Consider the following 17,339-nt stretch of genomic DNA (forward strand, 5'->3'; position numbering starts at 1 on the left):
CGCTCAGCGCACCCCGAACAGCGCCATGATCTCGGTGGTGCGCCAGACGATCAGCACCAGGAACAGCGCCAGCACCGCGACCGCGGCCCCGCCCTGGACCAGGTTGCGGCGCGCCGCCGGTGCGTAGGCGAACACGGCCGCGACCAGCGCGCCGGTCACCAGTCCGCCGATGTGGCCCTGCCAGCTGATGCCCTGTGAGCTGATCAACGGGTAGACGAATGTGAAGACCAAATTGAGCACGATGATCGCGGCGATCCCGCGGATGTCGAGGTTGAGCCGCCGGGCCACCACGAACATGGCGCCGAAGAGTCCGAAGATCGCGCCGGACGCCCCGGCCGTGGCGCTGTTGAGCGGCGAGATCAGGTACACCAGCACGGACCCGCCCAGCGCGCTGAGCCCGTAGAGCGCGCCGAATCGCAGCCGCCCGAGCGTCATTTCCAGCGGTGGGCCCACGACGTAGAGCGCCCACATGTTGAACAGCAGGTGCATGAGGCCGTAATGCAGGAACGCCGAGGTGACCAGGCGCCACCATTCGCCGTCGGCGACGGCGGGCGCCCACAGCACGAAGGCGCGGTAGGCCTCACCGGAGGCGCTCTGCAGGATGAACGCCAGCACGTTGACCGCGATCAGCCCGTAGGTGAGGACCGGCTGGGTGGACCCGGTGAGGCGGCCGCCGAACTGGGTGCGGGCCGGGCGCACCGTGCGGGCGCCCTGGTCGACGCATTCCGGGCACTGGTGGCCGACCGCCGCCGAGCGCATGCAGTCCGGGCAGATGTAGCGGCCGCACCGGGTGCAGCGGACGTAGGTCTGCCGGTCGGGATGCCGGTAGCAGGTCGGCGCCTCGGCCGGTGACTGCGGGTACTGCGGGTAGGTCATCGCGTCGCTTCCGCTAGAGGGTGCCGAACAATTCGACCCAGTTGCCGTCGGGGTCGGCGACGAACATCCAGCCCATCCCCGGCACGGGCGCGAATTCGGTGACGGGCTCGACGATCTGGTACGGGCTGTCCTCGATCATCGCGGCGATCGCGCGCAGGTTCTTGACGCCGACGGTGAAGTAGCGCAGCCCGGCCTGCGCGCGGCCGCCGCCGGGTGCGGCGGGTTGTGCCGGGGGCGGGTCGTAGGTGACGAGTTTGAGCACGCCGTTGCCGAGCGTGTAGCGCCGCTGCGACCCGCCGGGGAAGTCGACGTCGCCCTGGTGTTCGAGTTCGAGGAAGCCCTCGTAGAACGCGATCATCGCGTCCAGGTTCGTGGTCACCACGCCCACCTCGATGCCCGGGCTCAGCAGGTTCAGTTTCACGGCCACCTCGTTCCTTGTCGTCGCACAACACCGTCCATTGTCCGGACGTTCACAGCCGCGGTGTGCGCGGCGGCGTGGTGCGCCGGTGACCGGTCACCTCGAAGGACGCGGCCCAGCTCAACAGCGCGGTGTCGCTGTAGGCGCGGCCGGCGAACGTCAGCCCGACCGGCATGCCGATGTCGTCCATCGTGCCCATCGGCACCGTGACCGTGGGAATGCCGAGGTGACGCGGAACCAGGTTGCCGTTGGACACCCATACCCCGTTGCGCCAGCCCAGCTCGGCGGACTCCGGGTTGACGTCCATGTCGGCGGGTCCGACGTCGGCGGCGGCCGGGAAGATCACCGCATCCAGGCCGCGGTCGTCCATCCACTGTTCGAGGTCGATGCGCCGCGTCTCCTCCAGGCCGCGCAGACCGTCGGCCAGTTCCGGAATGTCGGTGTACGCGACGCCGGGGTGCTCGCGCACCCACGCCGGGTAGGCGGCGATGTCGTCGTCGAAGCCGTGATAGCGGTCGGGCAGCGCACCGTCGGGGTGCGGGAAGATGCGCGCACCGTCGACGTCGCGCAGCGAGGACAGCGCCGGATCGCCGTTGGCGGCGAGGAAGTCCTCCCAGCCCCACGCGGACAGGTCGAGCAGTTCGCGCCGCAGGTACTCGGGGCTGACCAGGCCCCGGGTGAACACTGTCGGCGCGCCGGGACGGTCGCCCTCGTAGTTGGTGACGGCCGGGAAGTCCACCTCGACCACGTGCGCGCCGGCCGCCTCCAGGTCGCGGCGGGCGGCCTCGAACAGCGCCAGCACCGACGGCCGGGTCTCGATGCGTCGGCCCGTCGGCCCGCCGATCCCGGGCGACTCCGCGGTGCCGGCGTCCGGGTCGGCGTTGATGTACATCCGCGGGACCCCGAACCGCTTGCCGCGCAGCGCCTCCGGGCCGCCGGCAAGGTCGCGGTAGGACGGCGGCCGGACCTCCGAGGCCGCGGGGATCGGCACCCACGGCTGACTCCGCCAGAAGTCGCCGCGGGTGTCCGGATCGTCGGCGACCACCACGTCGAGCACCTCGAGCAGGTCGGCCATGGTGCGGGTGTGCGGCACCACCACATCCATGGTCGGCACCAGCGGCCAGTTGCCGCGCACCGAGATGACCCCGCGCGACGGGGTGTAGGCGCACAGCGCGTTGTTCGACGCCGGCGCCCGGCCAGACGACCAGGTCTCCTCCGCGAGGCCGAACGCGCTGAACGACGCGGCCGTTGCGGTGCCCGAGCCGTTCGACGACCCGGAGCCGAACGCGGCGGTGAGATAGTCCGCGTTGTACGGGCTTTCGGCACGGCCGTAGAGACCACGCTGCATGCCGCCGTTGGCCATCGGCGGCATGTTGGTCAGGCCGATCAGCACCGCGCCCGCCGCCCGCAACCGTTCGACGGCGAACGCGTCGCGCTGTGCAACGAGGTGTGCGAAGGCCGGACTGCCCGCCGCTGCGGTCAGGCCGCGGGCGAGGTAGCTGTCCTTGGCGGTGTAGGGGATGCCGTCGAGCGGGCCGAGGGTCTGGCCGCGGGCGCGGCGGGCGTCGGAGGCGGCGGCCGCGGCGTGCGCCGCCGGGTCGAGCACCACCACCGCATTGAGCCGGATGCCGCCGTGGTCGAACGCGGCGATCCGCGCCAGGTACGCCTCGAGCAGCCCGACGGCCGTGACGTCACCGCGGTCCAGCGCCGCGCGCAGGTCGGCGATCGGGGCTTCCACCACATCGAAGTCGGCCACAACCGTGAGCGTACGGTCCGCGGCACCGCCTGCGGGTGCCGGTCAGGCGGGCACCAGCCGCAGGGTTTCCCAGCCGCGCACCGTGGAGGTCGGCGCCAGCTTCGCGGTCGAACGGTCGATGTCCCATTCTCCGAACCGGTTGAGCAGTTCGTCGAGGGCGACGCGACCCTCGAGGCGGGCCAGATTCGCGCCGAGGCAGTAGTGCAGGCCCTTGCCGAAGGTGAGGTGGCTGATGTTCTCGCGGCGGATGTCGTAGCGGTCCGGGTCCGGGTAGCGGCGGTGGTCGCGGTTGGCGGCGCCGAACAGCAGCAGCATCGCGCTGCCCGCGGGCACCGTGGTGCCGTAGGCGGTGAAGTCCCTGGCGACGTAGCGGGCGACGTGCGGCCCGGTCGGTTCGAACCGCAGGGTCTCGTCGACGACGCGGCCCAGCAGCGACCGGTCCTCGCGCACCTGCCTGCGCTGGTCGGGGTGTTCGGCCAGCACTTTGGCCAGCCAGCCGATCAGCCGGCCGGTGGTCTCGTTGCCCGCGCCGGCCACCACCTGCGTGTAGTGCAGGACCTCCTTGCGGGTCAGCCGGCGCGTCACCCCGTGTTCGTCGGTGAACTCGACGTTGAGCAGCGCGGTCATCAGATCGTCGGACGGGTTGTGCGAGCGCCACTCGACGTAGTCGGCGTAGATGCTGCCGTCGGCGATCCTGTCGGCCCGCACCACCTTCATGGGAGCGCCGGGCCGGGTGCGCAGGTTCGCGTCGTTGGCGTCGCGCACCGAGACCTGCTCGGATTCCGGGATGCCCAGCAGCATGCCGATCACCCGCATCGGCATCATCGCGGCGAGTTCGGCGATGACGTCGAAGCTGTCGGCCCCGACCAGCGGGTCGAGGCAGTTCACGCAGTACCGGCGGATCCGGTCCTCGATCTCGGCCATCCGGCGCGGCGTGAACACCCGAGACATCAGGCCGCGCAGCATCGTGTGCACCGGCGGGTCGGCCATCATCATCACGCCCTCGGGCATGTCGAAGTCCGACTGCACCAGTTCGAGAATGTCGCCACGGCTGTTGGAGAACGTCTCCCAATCCAGCAGCGCCTTCTCCACATCGGCGTGCCGCGACAGCGCCCAGAAGTCGTACCGCTCGTTGTAGTAGAGCGGCGCCTCCTCGCGTAGCCGCGCGTAGGTGGGATACGGGTCGGCGACGATCCCGACATCGTAGGGGTCGTAGTAGACCGTCATCGTCCCTCGCTCCGGCGGTGCTGACGCCTCTTGGGCGATCGCCCAACATTTACTGTGAGGCCATGTCTAGCAGCAGCGGCCGACGACGGTCAAGGATCGGGGAGGCCGCATGAGCGCGCGGGCGGCCGGCCGGGATTCCGCCACGCGGCGGGCACTGCTGCAGGCGACGGCGCAGGTCATGCTCGAGGAGGGTTACGCCGCGGCCACCTCGCGCCGGGTGGCGGCCAAGGCGGAGGTCAAGCCCGCACTCGTGCACTACTACTTCCCCAGCATGGACGAGATGTTCCTGGCCGTCCTGCGCGCCGGCGCCGAGGCCAACCTGGCCCGCCAGCGCGACACCGTCGACGCCGCCGACCCACTGCATGCGATGTGGCGGCTGAACTCGGCGACCGGAGCGCAGCTGTGGATGGAGTTCATGGCGCTGGCCAACCACCGCAAGACCATCCGGGCCCGGATCGCCGCCTACGCCGAACAGTTCCGCGAGGCCGAGGAGGCTGCGATGGCCGCCGCGCTGCGGGCGCACGGCGTGGACACCGCGGAGTTCCCGCCGGTGGTGATGTCGATGCTGCTGGCGAGCCTCGCCCGGATCCTGGTCCTGGAGGAGGGGCTGGGCATCACCCGGGGGCACGAGCAGACCCGCGAGTTCGTCGAGCGGTACCTGACGCGGTTCGACCTGCCCGGCGCGACTTAGGCGGGTTCGGCCTCGGTGGGTTCGTCGGCGGCCTGCACCCGCGGGATGACGCCCTCGGGATCGCAGAGCTCCAGCAGCCGCTCCACCGGGCGGCCGGGCACCACGGTCCAGCTGACGTCGTGACGGATCAGCTGGGCGTTGATGGCGTGCAGGCCGGCGATGCCGTCGACGGCCAGGAAACTGAGCCCGCTGAGGTCGACCTCAACGACGGTGTGCCCGGCGGCGGCCTCGCACACCGCGACCGCGAACTCCTTGGCGTTGCATGCGTCGACCTCGCCGAACACCGACACCGTGATGTGCCGGTCGGCTTTGCGGCCCCAACTGCGGGTGGTGACGCTCAACCGTTCCGCGCGCGTGGCGCGGCGGTGCGGGCGGGAGTGACCGTGCAGTGGGGTTATGGTCACGCGCGACTCCGAGTGCCGTCGGGTGCGGCTGGAGCCGCCCAGCGCCGCACTGGTACCCCCGGCGGCAGGCGGTCAAACCCCCGGCCGGTCAGGCCTGTGCGGTGGCGCGGGTGCGGACCCGGGACCGGCGTGGCACCCGGTCGAAGTGCAGGTGCACCGAGGTGCCTTTGGGGGAGCGGTCGATGTCGACGTGGTCGGACAGCGCCCGCATCAGCGGGATGCCCCGGCCGCGGGACCGCTTCTGGTTGGACGGATCACTGGGGCGCCACTGGCCGTGGTCGGCGATCGTGATGGTCAAGGCGCCGGTCGCGGCGGCGTGGGTGGCCTGCAGCGTGACGGTGTCGGCGGCCTCGTGGTCCCGGTAGGCGAATTCGGCCGCGTTCGACAGCGCCTCGTTGACCACCAGCACGATATCGCTGGAGCGGACGTCGTCGAGCTCGAAGAGCTCACACAGCCAGGCGGTGAACTCCTCCCTCAAGCGGGCGACGGCATGCGCATCGGCTGCGCCGATGCGCAGGAAACGCAGGTCCGCCGTGTCCGTCTCGAGATGTGAAGAACTCATAGTGCTTAGCACGTACCCAGTTCGTGCGATTGTCATTCAGCAAAGGTGTCCAACGCCGCATCCAGCGTGGAGAACAGGTCGATGAAGTCGGTCAACCCGGTGATCTTGAGGGGGCGGCTGGTGCCGGGGCCCTCGGCCGCCACCGCGAAGCGGATGTCGGGTGTGATCTCGTCGTGCACGGCGACCAGCACCTGCATACCGGCCGAGGACAGGAATTCGACGGTGGTCAGGTCGACCACCAGACCGGTGGGCTCCTTGCTGCACGCGGCCCGGCAGGCCTGGTGCAGGGCGGGCGCGGTCAGCATGTCGATCGCCCCGGCGGCGCGGACCACCGCGACGGTGCCGTGCCACTCCTCGGAATGGGTGCTCGTACGGTCCAAGATTCACCTCGTGTTCTGCGCACCCGGTCGGGGTGCGAACGTCAAGCTGTCGAGGCTGCAGTCTGAACCCGGTACGTCGTCGGTCACGGATGCGACGGGCACCAGGCTAGCCCACAGCCCGTGCCGGCGACCCGCGCAGCCCGCGACCGCTACGGTGAAAACCGACGCCACACTGCGCGAGGAAGTCTGGAAAGCCATGCCAAGCGACACCCCGGCGCCCGCCGTCGGCGCGCTCGGGCGCACTCCTGCGCAGCTCCTCGAGGAGATCGAGGTGGGGCTGGCGGGCAGTCTCAACCTGCGCCGGACCGGTCTGCGGTTGCTCACCCTGCTGCGCCCGGAGCTGTCGGACTGGGCGGCGGTGGTGTGGCCGGACTCCCGCACCGGCGGCGTGGCGTTCGTGGGCGGTTCTGAGCTGCACTTCACCGACGTGGTGGCCCGCGCCCCGCAGGCGTATCCCGTGCTCAACCGCACGATGGTCAGCGGCCACCGGCAGCGCCGCGTGATCGCCGGCGACGATGCCGCCACCGAGGTCGCCGAGCTGGCCGCCCTGGTGCACCACCCCCGGCTGTGTGCCGAGCTCGCCGGCCACGGGGGTGTCGACGTGCTGGCGCTCGGGCTCACGGCCAGGGGGACCACGCTGGGGGTGCTGCTGATCGCCCGGCTGGGCGACCGCCGGTTCGACGACGACGACGTCGCGCTCGCCCAGCGCATCGCGTCGCGGGCGGCGGTGGCGCTGGATTCGGCCCGCCTCTACGAGGAGCGCACCGGGATCGCGGCGGTGTTGCAGAGTGGTCTGCGACCGCCGGTGCTGCCGGAGGTCGACGGCCTGCGGATCGCCGCCCGCTACCGGCCGTCGGCCGAGCACCAGGAGATCGGCGGCGACTTCTACGACGCCTTCGGGGTGCCCGGCGACTGGCTGTTCGCGCTCGGCGACGTCTGCGGTAAGGGGGTCGAGTCGGCGGCGCTGACCGGCCGGACCCGGCAGAGCATCCGCACCGCCGCTCACTTCGACAGGCGCCCGGAGGTGGTGCTCGGCGCGCTGAACTCGGTGGTCCACGACGAGGGGTCCGACCAGTTCGTGACGGTGGTGTGCGCGCGGGTGCGGCCGCATGTCGACGGCCACGCCGACGTCGACCTGGCCGTCGCCGGCCACCCGGCGCCGATCGTGCTGCGCGCCGACGGGCGCGTCGAACAGCTCGAGGCCTACGGAACCGCGGCCGGGATGCGCGCGCAGGCGCGGTACCGCCCGCACACGCTGCGGCTGCACCGCGGCGACACCATGCTGATGTTCACCGACGGCGTCGACGAGGCCCGCTCGGGCACCGGCTTCTACGGCGTCGACCGGCTGATGGCGTTCCTCCCGGCCTACGCGGGCGCTGCGCCGGACGTCGTCTGCGAGGCCGTGGAGCAGAGCGTGCTGGAGTACCTCGACGGCAACGTCCATGACGACATCGCGCTGCTGGCGGTGACGTGCGGCAGCTGACCGGCACCGACGACGCACTCCCCCGCTACACGGCGGCCATGGCCGCAGGCGACGCCAAGGCCGCCCGCGCACTCGTCGACGAACTGCTCGACGACGGCGTCGACCCGGTCAGCGTGTTGACCGACATCGTGGCCGCCACCCAGCGCGACGTCGGCACCCGCTGGCAGCGCGGCGAGTGGAGCGTGGCCGAGGAACACGCCGCGACCGCGATCGCCGTGGCGGCCACCCGGGCGGTGAGCCGGCGGGTGCGCACGGTCCCGGTCACCCGGGGTCGGGTGGTGGTGGCGTGCGCGGAACGCGAATGGCATGCGCTGCCGGCGATGATCATCGACTGCGCGTTGCGGGTCAACGGCTGGGACAGCACGCTGCTGGGTGCGGCGACCACGCCGATGCGGCTCAACCAGCACCTGCAGGATCTGGGGCCGGAGGCCACCGCGGTGAGCTGCTCGGTGCTGGGCTCGCTACCCACCACCCGGCGGTTCATCGAGGCCAGCACCGCGGCCGGGGTGCCGGTCGTGGTGGGCGGCCCGGCGTTCGGGGGCGACGACGTGCGCGCCCGCGCCCTGGGCGCCACGGCGTGGGCGGCGACCGCGCAGGGTGCGGTGACGGTGATGGAGGAGTTGCCCGCGGTGGTGCCGCCGGCCGCGCCGCTGCCCGCCGGCCCAGCCGCTGAGCAGGCCGCGCTGGAGATGGACCACCGGGCGCTGGTGGCCGAGCTGTGGCGACGGTGGTCGCTGAGCGCGCTGGCGGGTCCGCCGGAGACGGCGTCGCCGGGTGACCTCAGCGATGTCGCCAACGACGTGCTGCACCAGGTGCTGCATGCCGTCGCCGCCGCACTGCTGACGGGCGACGAGCGGCCGGTGCCCCAGACCGCCTGGTGGATCGGCGATCTCATGCGCACCCGCGGGATCGACGTCGCGGTGGTGCACGAACTCGGCGACGTCCTGGTCGAGACGCTTTCCGACCATCCGCTCGCTCGCGACCTCGTGGCGCGCCGGTTCGCCGACGGACTGGTCTGACGGCCGTTCTCAGCCGGCGGCGTCCTGCAGCACCTGCCGCAGGCGCTCGAGCGGGTCACCCGCGCGCGGGTCCAACCGCCGCGGCGCCTCATCCTCGGGATCACCGGTCTCGTCGGCCGGGCCCGCCGCCGGAGGAGGCGGCGGTGGGGGCGGTGGGGGCGGCGGCGGTGGCGGGGGCGGCGGTGGCGGCGGTATCACCGGCGGCGCATCCCGCAGCGCGTCGATCTTCGCCGTCAGCCGCACGACGCTGTCCGCGCGCACGGCCCGCCGCTGCGGGTCGGGATCGGCGTTGCCGGCGAAGCAGCCGGCCGGGGCCTGCTCGACGATGCCGAGCGCCGAGGTGTACAGCGCGGTGGCGTCGGCGTTGCGGCCGAGGAAGCCGGCGTCGTCGCCCCGCCGTTCCCGGACCAGCGCCAGGTTCACCCGCACCGGGCAGGACTGCTCGTGAGAGGCGCCGTCGAGGGCCTCGGAGAACAGACGGTCCGCGTCGTCGAGTCGACGCTCCAGGACCGCCGCCGCCCCGGCCGCGAACGGCGCCTTCGCGGGTTCGACGAGGTTCACGGTGCCCAGCACGGCGGCGTCGCCGCGCAGGGCCTCGGCGTCGCGTTCCTCGTAGTGCTCCACGGCGGCGTTGCCGGCGATCACCACCGAGAGCAGTTTGACCGCGAGCAGCAGCACGAGTACCGCCACCGGTGCCGACCACAGCAGCAGCCGCCGCCGCAGCCGGATCCGCGCGGGCACCGGGCCCCTACGCGTGCTCTTCATCGCATCACGTCCCGTCGCGCGACCCGGCTCTGCCGCAACTCCCGCACGCTGAGCCAGATCTCGCCGAGCAGCAGCACCGCGGCCAGCAGCGCGAGCAGCCAGTACAGCGGGGTGCCCGCCACGGCGGGTGCGGTCTCGGTGGCGTCGTCCGTGCCGGCCGGGGTCTTCAGTGGCGGCAGCGCACCACCGGCCTCTCGGTTGGCGTACGGCACCCCGAGGTCGTCGGCGACGCGACGCAGCGTGGCCTCGTCGAGCCGCCCGTCGGCGGGGTGGCCCAGCACCACACCGCCGTCGACGGTGGCGGGCAGCACGCCCAGTCCGGCCGGCGCTGCGGTCGAGTCCGGCGCACCGGCACCGGCGTAGACGACGAGGCTGTCCGAATTCGGGAACTGCTGCCTGGCCTGGATCAGTTGATAGCGCAGGATGTTGCCGGCCACGGTGGCGTCGGCGCGCGCCGGATCCGGCGCAGGCCGCGGCGTCAGGGCGGCGATGACCGGCGGTAGGCTCCAGAAATCCTGTGACAGCGGCCATTCCAACTCTGGTTGCGCACCGAACGTCAGAACCGCGAACCGCGCCTCGGGGTACCGCTCCGCGACGGCGGTCAGATCGCCGCGGGCGTCGACCATGCGGTCGACGACGAGGAAGATGTTGGTATCGGCGCCCGCGCCCTGCCCGGTGGTGTCGTCACCGCGTGCCGTGAGCGCCGGCCGCATGGTGGCGCCCAGCAGGGCGACGACCGCGAGTGTCATTGCGGCCCAGCGCATCAGCATCCACCTGCGGTGCGCACCCCCCGCCGTCGCGACCTGACGCAGGGTGACCAGCCGGGCGCCGAGCAGGGCGACCGCGACGACGGCGAAGATGGCCCACGGCACGATGGGTTGGAAGGTCATCGGCGCAGCACCACCAGAGTGACGGTGAGCAAGGCGGTGGCGACCAGGACGACAGCCAGGACGACGACGGGTGAATCCTGGGATCCGCCGGTGACGCGGGTGCCATCGGGCAACACCAGCGGGGCGGGGTGGTCGCCGATCCGCTCGGCGGCCGCGGTGACCGCGGATTCGTCGGTGGCGACGGCGAAGTCGCCGTCGGTGCGGTCGGTGAGCGCGCGCAACACGGGATCGTCGGCGGTCGTGATGACGTTGACCTGGGCGCCGGCTCGGTCGGCGAGTTCGGCAACCCGGTCGCGATCGAAGAGGGCGGGCCGCTGCTCTCCGGGTGCGCGCAGGGTCGGCGGGCCGAGGTAGACCACCGACCGGCGGTGGGTGCTCTTCTCGTCGAAGTCGGGGAAGCCGGTCAGGCACAGCGCCAGCACGTCCTCCACACTGGCCGCGTAGTCGACGTAGCGCACCGGCGGGCTGAAGCGGGCCGCGGCGGCGCCGTCCTGTCCTGCCCGGGCGAAGTCGGCGAATCGTGCTGCAGCGTACTGGTAGTCGCGGGTGAGCGGTACCAGCCGCGTATTCGTCGATGTCAGCCCGATGCGTTCGGTCTGATACGTCTCGGCCTGGCCGGCGAAGTGCCGCAGGAGGGCCCCGGCCGTGGGGTCGGTGGGCGGCGCGGCGACGCACAGCATCACGTCCCGCGGATGGTCGCGGTCGAAGGCGGTGTCGCTGCCGGTGGGCCGGGCCGCCGCCACCACGGCGGCGCCGAACAGCACCACCAGCAGGACCAGGGTGGCCACGGTCGACACCGAGCGCAACCGGGCCGCGCGGGCGTATTCGGGCAGGCGGGTCAGCCGCCCGAGGTTGGCCAGCGGCCGCAGCCGGCGGCGGTCGGGCGCCAGCGGCAGCAGCGCTGCCAGCGCGAAACACGCCAGCAGGCAGAGCGATCCGGCCAGCGCGATCGGCCACCACCTCAGGTCCATGACCGCACCAGTTCCTGGGCGCGGGCGGTGGCGTCGGCGACGTCGCAGTGCGCGGCGCCGCTGAACCGGGCCTCGCCGAGGTCGGCGAGCAGCGGTGCTGCGGCGGCGAGTTTCCCGGCGGCCAGGTCGTCGATGTGCAGGTACTGCGCCCTGATGCCGGTGGCCTGGTGCAGGAAGCTGCGCACGGTGCGGCTGGTCTGGGCGCACGCGTCCTCGGCGGTGACGCGCCCGTCGTGGTGGGCGGCCTCGATGCCGGCCAGGCGGCGCACGTACCGCCGGCACAGCACCCGGGCATGCAGCGGACCGATGATCCGTCGTCCTCGCAGCCGGTGCGACGGCAGGGTGGCGACGATGATCAGGCCGTACCAGGCGATCACCGCCACGAGCAGCGCAACAGCCAGCCACAGCCACCACGCCGAGTACGGCGTCGGCCCGGAAACGAAGCGCAGCAGGTCATCCGGCACGGCTGAGCACCTCGGAGAGCGCGACGAGCGCACCGCGGATCTCGCCGCTGCCGGACAGTGTCACGTAGGGGACGCCGTGGCGGGTCAGCAGCGCGTCGAGGGCGCGCACCCGCGCCCGCTCGGCGCGGCGGTACGCGGTGACCACTCGGCGGCTCAGCGTGGCGCCGTTGAGCACCACCTTTCCGGTGGCGACGTCGTAGCCGTCGCCGTCCTCGGGTCCGGCGCCCAGCGGTGACAGGTCCGACACCATCAGCCACATGATGTCGTGGCGGGCGGTCAACCGGCCCAGCAGATCGTCGAGGCGCGGATCGGCCTCCGGCTCGTCGGACACCACCACGACCAGCCGGCTGTGACCGTAATGCGTTGCGACGTATTCGAGTTGGGCCCGGATGTCGCTTGCCGCCGGGTCGGCCAGGCTGTGCTGGTACCAGCGGTGCAGCACGCTCTCGACGTGGGTCTCGCCGCGGCGGGCGGGCACGTTGGCGCAGCCGCGCGCGTCACCGAGCACCATGCCCACCTCGTCGGAGCGGCGCAGGGTCACCAGTCCGACCGCGCCCATGGCGTGCGCGGCGACGTCGCGTTTGCACTCCCCGCTGGGCGCCAGCGCGGACATGTTCCGGCCGGCGTCGGCGACCAGCAGGATCTTGTGGTGTTTCTCGGAGACGAACCGTTTGATCAGCACGCTGCCCGACCGCGCGGAAGCCTTCCAGTCGATGTCGCGGACGTCGTCGCCGGGCACGTACGGCCGCAGATCGTCGAATTCGAGGCTGCGGGTGTGCAGCAGCGCGTAGCGGCCGCCGTCGAGCAGTCCGCGGGTGTCGCCGCCGAAGTGGGCCTTGGCCCGGTTGAGGTGCTTGCCCACCGGCTCAGGGCACCCGGACGGCCTGCAGCACCGCGTCGACGACCGTGTCGGCGGTGACGTCCGCGCTGGCCGCCTCGAAGCCGAGGATCAGCCGGTGCCGCAGCACGCGGTGCGCCATGCGCCCGACGTCCTCGGGCAGGACGTGCGCGCGGCCGGACAGGACCGCGAGCGCCCGCGCCGCCTGGCACAGCGCGATCGTGGCGCGCGGGCTGGCCCCGTAGGAGACGAACCGGGCGATCTGCGCCGGCAGGTGCTGCGCGGGCCTGCGGGTGACCTCGACCAGCCGGCTGGCATAGTGCACCAGCGCCCGGTCCATGTGGACGTGGCGGACGATGTGCTGGGCGCGCCGGATGTCGTCGAGTCCGACCACCGGCGGGGTGCGGTGCCCGGACTCGTAGATCCCGGCGTCGATGCGCGACATCACCTCCACCTCTTCGTCGGCGGAGGGGTACTGCAGGATGTCCTTGATCATGAACCGGTCGGTCTGCGCCTCCGACAGCGGATAGGTGCCCTCCTGATCGACCGGGTTCTGGGTGGCGATCACCAGGAACGGTTCGGGGATCGGGTACACCTGCCCGGCGATCGTCGTCTGCCGCTCCTCCATGGCCTCGAGCATCGCGCTCTGAGTCTTGGCGCTCGAGCGGTTGATCTCGTCGAGCAGGACGATGTTCGCGTGCACCGGCCCCAGCTGGGTGACGAACCGGTTGGTCGCCGAATCGTAGATCTGGGTGCCGATGATGTCGCTGGGCAGCAGGTCGGGGGTGCACTGGATGCGCTGGAAGCTGCCGTCGATCGAGGCGGCGACGACGCGGGCGGCGGTCGTCTTGGCCAGCCCGGGCACGCTCTCGATCAGCACATGCCCGCCGGTGAGCAGGCCGATGAGCAGCGATTCCCGCAGATTCTGCTGGCCGACCACCTTGGCGGAAAACGCCGCGCCGACCGCCCGCACCACGCGCTGGGTCTCGGTCACGGCCTGCTGATCGGGGCGGATGGGGGCAGAAGTCATATCCGGCGTCTTTTACCCGCAGCGGGAGATTTCACACGTCGGCGGCCTGCAGCCCGCTTCGCCGAGCGCGAACGCGCTTCCCCGCCGGACGCCGGCTCTGGAAACGTCCCCGAGGTGACGACGATCCCGCTGCCCGGCTCACTCGATGAGGTGACGTTCGACCACCGACTGGTCATCCCGGACGACGACACCGCAGCGACGCCGACGGTGTTGGTGTTCCACGGGATGGAGGGCCGCAGCGACGCCCAGATGGCCATCGCCGAGCGGCTCACCGGATGGGGCTACCGCGCGGTGGCCGTCGACCTGTTCGGGGAGGCGGTGACGGCGGGCGGCCCACAGCGCTGCGCCGAGGAGATGACCGCATTCCTCTCCGATCGGGCGGCGCTGGCGACGCGGTTGTCGGCCGTGCTGGACGCGCTGCTCACGGCCCCGCAGATCGACGCCGGCCGGACGGCCGCGATCGGCTTCTGCTTCGGCGGACTGTGCGTGCTGGACGTCGCCAGGGCCGGCCATCCCCTTCGCGCGGTGGTCAGCTTCCACGGGCTGCTCACGCCGCCGGGCGGATCTTCAGCCCGCGGAAACACCGGAAAGACCCTCCCCCGCATCGCCGTGCACCACGGGTGGGACGACCCGCTGGCGCCGCCGGAGGACGTCGTCGCGCTGGGCCGGGAGCTGACCGCGCGGGGCGCCGACTGGCAGCTGCACGCCTACGGCGGTGCCATGCACGCGTTCATGGCGCCGTTCGCCGATCAGCCCGAGCGCGGCATCCAGTACCACCCGGTGGTCGCCGAGCGTGCGTGGCGTTCGCTGGGCGTCTTCCTTCGCGAGACGTTCGGCGACTGACCGGGCCGCTCACCCGAGCCGGCCGGCGCCGATGAGGTCCTTCGTCGCCGGGACCGCGGCCGTGGACGGCGGTGTCCTCAGCAGCTCACCGCGGACGCTGCCGTGCGCGGTGCGCACCGCGACCAGACACCACGTGACGAGCAGGCCGACGTAGGAGAGCACGGCGGCCACGCGCAGCGCGGGCAGGCCGGTGTGCAGGGCGAGCTGGGTGGTGCCGGTGACGAAGGTGCCCACCGGGAAGGTGAGGCTCCACCAGGTCAGCGCGAACGGCATGCCCCGGCGCAGGGTCCGCACCGTCAACGCCGTCGCCAGGCAGATCCACAGCACCGCGAAGCCCCAGACCGGCACGCCGAACAGCACCGCGAAGATGCGCATGCCCTGCGCCACCTCGGGGTCCGCTGCGGCCGACGCGCTGCTGCCGAGCAGCCCGGCCGCGGTGATGGACTGACCCAGCGGCCCCAGCACGATCCACAGCGTCGGCACCCGCGCCGTGCCCGACGTGCCGAAGTGGACCAGCCGGCTCCAGATCAGGGTCGTGATGATGAACGCCGCGAAAAGCGACAGGCCGAACATCGCGAAGCAGCCGTAGAGCATCGTGGTGCGCCCGGTGCCCGGCGCCATGTGCGGGACGAGCATCGCGCCGGTGGCCGCGGACACCATCGGCGGGACCACAGGCATCAACCATCCGCCGAACGCCGCATCGGGTCCCACATCGTGCTGGGTGAACATCAGGTACGGGATCGTGGTCGCGGTGAACAACCCGCTCACGGTTCCCGCCGACCACAGCACCCAGTCCAGCTGCACCGCCGCGTCCATGCCGATCAGGTCCTTGCCGACGAGCAGCGCACCCGCCCCGACGGTGAGCAGCGCCATCGGCGCCGCCCCGTAGAAATGCGCCATCTGCGGGTTGCGGGCGTGGTCCCGCGCGACCGTGGGATGGCGCAGCCAGTGGGATCCGACCGCCACCAGCAGCACCACCAGCAGCGCCGCCGCGACGAGCCAGACGACCAGGGCGAACCCCCGCAACCCGGAGAAGTGCACCGGCAGGCCGGCCGCGGCGGTGGCGACGATCCCGGTGCCCATCACCGCGGCGAACCAGTTGGGGCCGAGATTGCCGAGCTGGCGCACGCTCGCCGGTGCCGAATGCTTCGCGGTGTTCACAGATTCGACGGTAGGCACCGGCGGCACCGGAGGGAATGGCCGCAGTCACAATCAACATTTGTGACCTACCAAGGGCGCGACGTCAGTGGTCCGCGGTGCGCCCACCGGCCGGTCGCGACGCCTTCGCGACCGATGCAATGTGGCTCAACAGGTCTCGAACGGCGCCCGCGGGCGGGGTGCGTGCTCCGACCCAGACCGCGCGCAATGCACGGTGCAGGTCCAGCCCACTCACCGGGACGGCCCGCAGCCGGCCGAGCGCGAGATCGTCGGCCACCGCGGCCCGGCTCATCACCGCCGGACCGGCACCGGCGAGGACACCCGCCCGCACCGCGGACGCGGTGGAGAACTCCAGCGCGGGGGGCGCCGGTTCGGCGCAGCCGGCGTCACGCAGCGCCGCGGCGAGGAAATCCCTTGTCCCCGAGCCCGCTTCGCGCGTGACCAGCGGCGTCCGGCTCAGCTCGCCGATCTCGAGAGGTTGCGGCCGCCGGGTCCACCGGTGCCCGGCGGGCACGACGAGCACGAGCTCGTCGTGCGCGACGACGCGACTCCGCAGCCCTTTCGGCGCGCCCGGGCTCTCGATGAAACCGACGTCGGCCGTCCCGTCGCGGACCGCCGCGATGACGCGCTCGCTGTTCGCGGCGGTGAGGATCACCTCGGGTGCCGGATTGCCGTACTGCATGGTCGCGGCGCGGAACGTGACCACCCACCGCGGCAGCATCATCTCGGCGATGGTCAGGCTGGCGTGGACGCGCACCATGCTGCGGCTGTCGGCACGCAAGGTGGCCAGCCCGGCGTCCGCCTCGTGCGCGACGGCCAGCAGTCGGTCGGCCCACTGCACCGTGACCACACCGGCATCGGTCAGCGCGGAGCCGGTTTTCGCCCGGCGCACCAGCTGCACCCCCGTCTGCGCCTCCATGGCCGCGACGCGAGCCGACACGGCCTGCTGCGTCATACCGCATTCGCGTCCCGCGGCGCTCAGGCTGCCCGTCTGCGCGATCGCCAGCAGGACCTCCAGCGAGATCAGGTCGGGCATGCGAGGGCTGAGGCGCTGCACGCCGGCCAGTGTAGAAGCCACAACCGCCGCTTGTGAGGGTCCGCGTCAGTCGGCGTCTCCGGCGGACGCCGACCAGGCCGTGCCCTCGCACACCAGGTCGCGCGGCATCGACAGTTCGGTCGGCAGTTGCACCGGCAGTCCGGGCACCGACGGCAGCGTGATGGCCGGCGGCACGGCCAACGGGGCGTTCGCGGCCGCGGGCACCGCGGAGGCCGCCGCATCCGCCACCGCGGCGACCTCCACGGCTGGTGGCGGCGGTACCGGTGGGGCGGGCACCCCGGCCGCCTCCACAAGCGGTGCCGCCGGAGGTGGTGGGGGTGGCGGCGGTGGTGGGGGTGGCGGCGCGACCGGCAGGGGTGGTGGCGGTGGTGGAACCTCTGCCGGTGGCGGTGGGGGTGGGGGCACGGCGGCAGGGGGCACAGCGGGGACCGGAACGGGTGGTAGGGCCGCGGGCACCGGCGGGGCCGCCACCACCGGCACCGGCGGCGCGACAGGCACCGGCACGGC

At 72.4% G+C, this 17,339-nt stretch carries 19 protein-coding genes and 1 pseudogene; 4 read left to right on the top strand and 16 right to left on the bottom strand.

Annotated elements, in window-relative coordinates; all coding sequences use genetic code 11:
• Positions 1–3: 3 nt before the first annotated feature.
• Genes E4P42_RS24005 through E4P42_RS24020 form a run of 4 tightly spaced genes read right to left on the bottom strand, consistent with a single transcriptional unit; the run spans position 4 to position 4,277 of the window.
• Positions 4–876: a rhomboid family intramembrane serine protease gene (locus tag E4P42_RS24005; protein ID WP_135128777.1), complete on the bottom strand. Its 873-nt coding sequence runs from the start codon at positions 874–876 to the stop codon at positions 4–6.
• Between the two features lie 13 nt (positions 877–889).
• Entirely contained in the window at positions 890–1,303 is a 414-nt protein-coding gene (locus E4P42_RS24010; protein ID WP_135128779.1) for a VOC family protein, read from the bottom strand.
• Between the two features lie 43 nt (positions 1,304–1,346).
• Positions 1,347–3,050 (bottom strand): amidase, encoded by a 1,704-nt coding sequence (locus tag E4P42_RS24015; protein WP_135128781.1) that lies wholly within the window; start codon positions 3,048–3,050, stop codon positions 1,347–1,349.
• A 42-nt stretch (positions 3,051–3,092) separates the two neighbouring features.
• Positions 3,093–4,277, bottom strand: a complete 1,185-nt coding sequence (locus tag E4P42_RS24020; protein ID WP_135128783.1) for a cytochrome P450 — start codon at positions 4,275–4,277, stop codon at positions 3,093–3,095.
• 178 nt (positions 4,278–4,455) lie between these two features.
• Here E4P42_RS24020 and E4P42_RS24025 point away from each other — a divergent pair, with 178 nt between their 5' ends.
• Positions 4,456–4,968, top strand: a complete 513-nt coding sequence (locus E4P42_RS24025) for a TetR/AcrR family transcriptional regulator (RefSeq protein WP_245234203.1) — start codon at positions 4,456–4,458, stop codon at positions 4,966–4,968.
• Here E4P42_RS24025 and E4P42_RS27245 read toward each other — a convergent pair.
• The 3 genes from E4P42_RS27245 to E4P42_RS24040 all read right to left on the bottom strand — a co-directional run bounded on the left by E4P42_RS27245 (position 4,965) and on the right by E4P42_RS24040 (position 6,314).
• Positions 4,965–5,372 (bottom strand): STAS domain-containing protein, encoded by a 408-nt coding sequence (locus tag E4P42_RS27245; protein ID WP_209305862.1) that lies wholly within the window; start codon positions 5,370–5,372, stop codon positions 4,965–4,967. The two genes, E4P42_RS24025 and E4P42_RS27245, sit on opposite strands and share 4 nt — an antisense overlap.
• A gap of 88 nt (positions 5,373–5,460) precedes the next feature.
• The gene (locus tag E4P42_RS24035; RefSeq protein ID WP_135128787.1) at positions 5,461–5,934 is read right to left on the bottom strand and encodes an ATP-binding protein; all 474 of its coding nucleotides are present in this window, start codon (positions 5,932–5,934) and stop codon (positions 5,461–5,463) included.
• A gap of 32 nt (positions 5,935–5,966) precedes the next feature.
• Entirely contained in the window at positions 5,967–6,314 is a 348-nt protein-coding gene (locus E4P42_RS24040) for an STAS domain-containing protein (RefSeq protein WP_305801116.1), read from the bottom strand.
• Between the two features lie 196 nt (positions 6,315–6,510).
• Between E4P42_RS24040 and E4P42_RS24045 the strand changes: the two genes are divergently transcribed.
• Both E4P42_RS24045 and E4P42_RS24050 read left to right on the top strand, forming a co-directional pair.
• Positions 6,511–7,797 carry a PP2C family protein-serine/threonine phosphatase gene (locus E4P42_RS24045; protein WP_135128789.1) on the top strand — a complete coding sequence of 429 codons (1,287 nt, stop codon included), beginning with the start codon at positions 6,511–6,513 and terminating at the stop codon, positions 7,795–7,797.
• Positions 7,785–8,816 carry a B12-binding domain-containing protein gene (locus E4P42_RS24050; protein ID WP_245234202.1) on the top strand — a complete coding sequence of 344 codons (1,032 nt, stop codon included), beginning with the start codon at positions 7,785–7,787 and terminating at the stop codon, positions 8,814–8,816. The genes E4P42_RS24045 and E4P42_RS24050 overlap by 13 nt, the downstream gene beginning before the upstream one ends.
• Positions 8,817–8,825: 9 nt before the next feature.
• Here the strand turns inward: E4P42_RS24050 and E4P42_RS27115 are convergent, their stop codons facing one another.
• From E4P42_RS27115 to E4P42_RS24080, 6 genes are read right to left on the bottom strand one after another with little or no spacing between them, the layout of a single operon-like run.
• Entirely contained in the window at positions 8,826–9,581 is a 756-nt protein-coding gene (locus E4P42_RS27115) for a hypothetical protein (RefSeq protein WP_167759607.1), read from the bottom strand.
• Complete coding sequence (locus tag E4P42_RS24060; protein WP_135128791.1) at positions 9,578–10,471, bottom strand: hypothetical protein; 894 nt, start codon at positions 10,469–10,471, stop codon at positions 9,578–9,580. Before E4P42_RS24060 ends, E4P42_RS27115 begins: the two co-directional genes overlap by 4 nt.
• Positions 10,468–11,442 carry a hypothetical protein gene (locus tag E4P42_RS24065; protein WP_135128793.1) on the bottom strand — a complete coding sequence of 325 codons (975 nt, stop codon included), beginning with the start codon at positions 11,440–11,442 and terminating at the stop codon, positions 10,468–10,470. The genes E4P42_RS24060 and E4P42_RS24065 overlap by 4 nt, the downstream gene beginning before the upstream one ends.
• Positions 11,433–11,906, bottom strand: a complete 474-nt coding sequence (locus tag E4P42_RS24070; protein WP_135128795.1) for a hypothetical protein — start codon at positions 11,904–11,906, stop codon at positions 11,433–11,435. Before E4P42_RS24070 ends, E4P42_RS24065 begins: the two co-directional genes overlap by 10 nt.
• Positions 11,896–12,768, bottom strand: a complete 873-nt coding sequence (locus E4P42_RS24075; protein WP_135128797.1) for a DUF58 domain-containing protein — start codon at positions 12,766–12,768, stop codon at positions 11,896–11,898. The genes E4P42_RS24070 and E4P42_RS24075 overlap by 11 nt, the downstream gene beginning before the upstream one ends.
• 4 nt (positions 12,769–12,772) lie before the next feature.
• Positions 12,773–13,774, bottom strand: coding sequence for a MoxR family ATPase (locus E4P42_RS24080; RefSeq protein ID WP_135128799.1), 1,002 nt, complete (start codon positions 13,772–13,774; stop codon positions 12,773–12,775).
• 114 nt (positions 13,775–13,888) lie between these two features.
• Between E4P42_RS24080 and E4P42_RS24085 the strand changes: the two genes are divergently transcribed.
• The gene (locus E4P42_RS24085; protein WP_135128801.1) at positions 13,889–14,617 is read left to right on the top strand and encodes a dienelactone hydrolase family protein; all 729 of its coding nucleotides are present in this window, start codon (positions 13,889–13,891) and stop codon (positions 14,615–14,617) included.
• A gap of 9 nt (positions 14,618–14,626) precedes the next feature.
• Here the strand turns inward: E4P42_RS24085 and E4P42_RS24090 are convergent, their stop codons facing one another.
• The 3 genes and pseudogenes from E4P42_RS24090 to E4P42_RS27250 all read right to left on the bottom strand — a co-directional run.
• Entirely contained in the window at positions 14,627–15,778 is a 1,152-nt protein-coding gene (locus E4P42_RS24090; RefSeq protein WP_256371212.1) for a TDT family transporter, read from the bottom strand.
• Between the two features lie 82 nt (positions 15,779–15,860).
• Complete coding sequence (locus E4P42_RS24095) at positions 15,861–16,811, bottom strand: LysR family transcriptional regulator (RefSeq protein WP_135128810.1); 951 nt, start codon at positions 16,809–16,811, stop codon at positions 15,861–15,863.
• Between the two features lie 66 nt (positions 16,812–16,877).
• Positions 16,878–17,339 (bottom strand): annotated as a pseudogene (locus tag E4P42_RS27250) (hypothetical protein); the annotation flags it as partial.

Source organism: Mycobacterium sp. PS03-16, assembly GCF_004570325.1.
Lineage (GTDB): Bacteria > Actinomycetota > Actinomycetes > Mycobacteriales > Mycobacteriaceae > Mycobacterium.

Bases quoted from the DNA above. Each gene is read 5' to 3' on its own strand.
- E4P42_RS24080 (WP_135128799.1), bottom strand. From the start codon at position 13,774: ATGACTTCTGCCCCCATCCGCCCCGATCAGCAGGCCGTGACCGAGACC.
- E4P42_RS27115 (WP_167759607.1), bottom strand. From the start codon at position 9,581: ATGAAGAGCACGCGTAGGGGCCCGGTGCCCGCGCGGATCCGGCTGCGG.
- E4P42_RS24005 (WP_135128777.1), bottom strand. From the start codon at position 876: ATGACCTACCCGCAGTACCCGCAGTCACCGGCCGAGGCGCCGACCTGC.
- E4P42_RS24045 (WP_135128789.1), top strand. From the start codon at position 6,511: ATGCCAAGCGACACCCCGGCGCCCGCCGTCGGCGCGCTCGGGCGCACT.
- E4P42_RS24095 (WP_135128810.1), bottom strand. From the start codon at position 16,811: ATGCCCGACCTGATCTCGCTGGAGGTCCTGCTGGCGATCGCGCAGACG.
- E4P42_RS24035 (WP_135128787.1), bottom strand. From the start codon at position 5,934: ATGAGTTCTTCACATCTCGAGACGGACACGGCGGACCTGCGTTTCCTG.
- E4P42_RS24020 (WP_135128783.1), bottom strand. From the start codon at position 4,277: ATGACGGTCTACTACGACCCCTACGATGTCGGGATCGTCGCCGACCCG.
- E4P42_RS24025 (WP_245234203.1), top strand. From the start codon at position 4,456: ATGCTCGAGGAGGGTTACGCCGCGGCCACCTCGCGCCGGGTGGCGGCC.
- E4P42_RS24060 (WP_135128791.1), bottom strand. From the start codon at position 10,471: ATGACCTTCCAACCCATCGTGCCGTGGGCCATCTTCGCCGTCGTCGCG.
- E4P42_RS24065 (WP_135128793.1), bottom strand. From the start codon at position 11,442: ATGGACCTGAGGTGGTGGCCGATCGCGCTGGCCGGATCGCTCTGCCTG.